Origin of the sequence: Tessaracoccus sp. OH4464_COT-324 (assembly GCF_003932855.1) — a bacterium.
GTDB lineage: Bacteria > Actinomycetota > Actinomycetes > Propionibacteriales > Propionibacteriaceae > Arachnia.
Genome location: NZ_RQYZ01000042.1, coordinates 1 through 1864 on the forward strand (window position 1 = coordinate 1; position 1864 = coordinate 1864).

The 1864-nt window shown below is 59.5% G+C and carries 4 protein-coding genes; all 4 read left to right on the forward strand.

All coding sequences use genetic code 11. The features are described from left to right. Positions 1 to 446, forward strand: a 446-nt coding sequence (locus EII42_RS13040) for a hypothetical protein (protein ID WP_158676507.1), incomplete at its 5' end; no start/stop codon positions are given. Continuing rightward, positions 443 to 1057 (forward strand): hypothetical protein, encoded by a 615-nt coding sequence (locus EII42_RS12005; RefSeq protein WP_125172389.1) that lies wholly within the window; start codon positions 443 to 445, stop codon positions 1055 to 1057. The genes EII42_RS13040 and EII42_RS12005, both read left to right, overlap by 4 nt. Beyond that, the gene (locus tag EII42_RS12010; RefSeq protein WP_125172390.1) at positions 1054 to 1671 is read left to right on the forward strand and encodes a hypothetical protein; all 618 of its coding nucleotides are present in this window, start codon (positions 1054 to 1056) and stop codon (positions 1669 to 1671) included. The genes EII42_RS12005 and EII42_RS12010 overlap by 4 nt, the downstream gene beginning before the upstream one ends. Beyond that, on the forward strand, positions 1668 to 1864 hold a 197-nt coding region (locus tag EII42_RS13575), incomplete at its 3' end, for a hypothetical protein (protein WP_233558391.1). The genes EII42_RS12010 and EII42_RS13575, both read left to right, overlap by 4 nt.

The window sequence follows — 1864 nt, forward strand, 5'->3', positions numbered from 1 at the left end:
CGCATTGGCGTGATAGCAAGGACTGGACTGTTATCCCGCCCCCGTATCGCTTTCCGCCGCTTTACGCCGGCCTGCCCCGCGACGACTATGCTTTCCCTGAGACCCTCGGCACCCTCACCTTCGACCCCAAATGGGACAACAGTGACGCCTTGCTCGGCTCCGTCCACTACAACGGCCCAGACAACATTGAGGCGCTCTGGCTAAAAGTCACCCGCAGCAAATACACCCTCGACGACAACTTCAACATGTACGCCAAGGAGTGGCGGGATCCGCACTACGTCGGGAACCTCACCTGCGGACACACCAACCCCACCGGACACTTCGAATGCATCGCGCACAGCGAAGACGCCACAATAGTCGGCATGGCCGGTGGAATCCTCCGCAACAACGACGAGGCTCTCGTTGAGATCATGAACGAATACATCACCCACCTACAAAACAGATGAGCAAGCGCGTCTGGTATGCCACCATCACCATCCTTGCCTTCAGCTTGGTGGGGTTGGTGGTGGTGTTCTGGGTGTTGCCGGTAGGCCCTCGGCCCGTGACACAGACCACCACGATCACCGTCCCGCCCAAGCCGACACCCACGCCGACGCCTAGTCCGAGCCCCACGCATTGGCGTGATAGCAAGGACTGGACTGTTATCCCGCCCCCGTATCGGTTTCCGCCGCTTTACGCGGGCCTGCCCCGCGACGACTATGCCTTCCCTGAGGCCCTCGGTAACCTCACCTTCGACCCTAAATGGGCCACCATCAACGTCTGGCTCGGCTCCGTCCACTACAACGACGAAAACGACACCATACCGCTGAAGCTGGACGTAGACCGCAGCAAATACACCCTCGACGACACATTCAATGATTATGCCGAGGAGTGGCGGGATCCGCACTACGTCGGGAACCTCACCTGCGGACACACCCAACTCACCGGCCGGTTCGAATGCATCGCGCACAGCGAAGACGCCACAATAGTCGCCACGGCCGGTGGAAGCCTCCGCAACAATGACGAGGCCCTCGTCGAGATCATGAACGAATACATCAGCCACCTGCAAAACAGATGAGTAAGCGCGTCTGGTATGTCGTTATCGCAGTCCTCGCCTTTAGTTTGGTGGGGTTGGTGGTGGTGTTCTGGGTGTTGCCGGTAGGTCCTCCGCCCGTGACACAGACCACCACGATCACTGTCCCGCCCAAACCGACACCCACGCCCAGTCCGGTGTCTAGCCCGACTCCCACGCATTGGCGTGATAGTAAGGACTGGACTGTTATCCCGCCCCCGTATCGCTTTCCGCCGCTTTACGCGGGCCTGCCCCGCGACGACTATGCCTTCCCTGAGACCCTCGGCAACCTCACCTTCGACCCCAAATGGGCCACCATCAACGTCTGGCTCGGCTCCGTCCACTACAACGACAGAAACGACACCATAACACTCTCACTGGACGTAGATCGCAGCAAATACACCCTCGATGACACGTTCAACATGTACGCCAAGAACTGGAAGAATCCGCGCTACGTCGGGAACTTCACCTGCGGAAACGAGCCAGCTGTCAATGGAATCGAATGCATCGCGCACAGCGAAGACGCCACAATAGTCGGCATGGCCGGTGGAAGCATCAACAACGACGAGGCCCTTGTCGCGCTGCTCAACGAATACATCACCCACCTACAAAACAGATGAGTAAGCGCGTCTGGTATGTCGCTATCGCGGTCCTCGCCTTTAGTTTGGTGGGGTTGGTGGTGGTGTTCTGGGTGTTGCCGGTAGGCCCTCCGCCCGTGACAGAGACCACCACGATCACTGTCCCGCCCAAGCCGACACCCACGCCGACGCCTAGCCCGAGCCCCACGCATTGGCGTGATAGCAAGGACTGGAC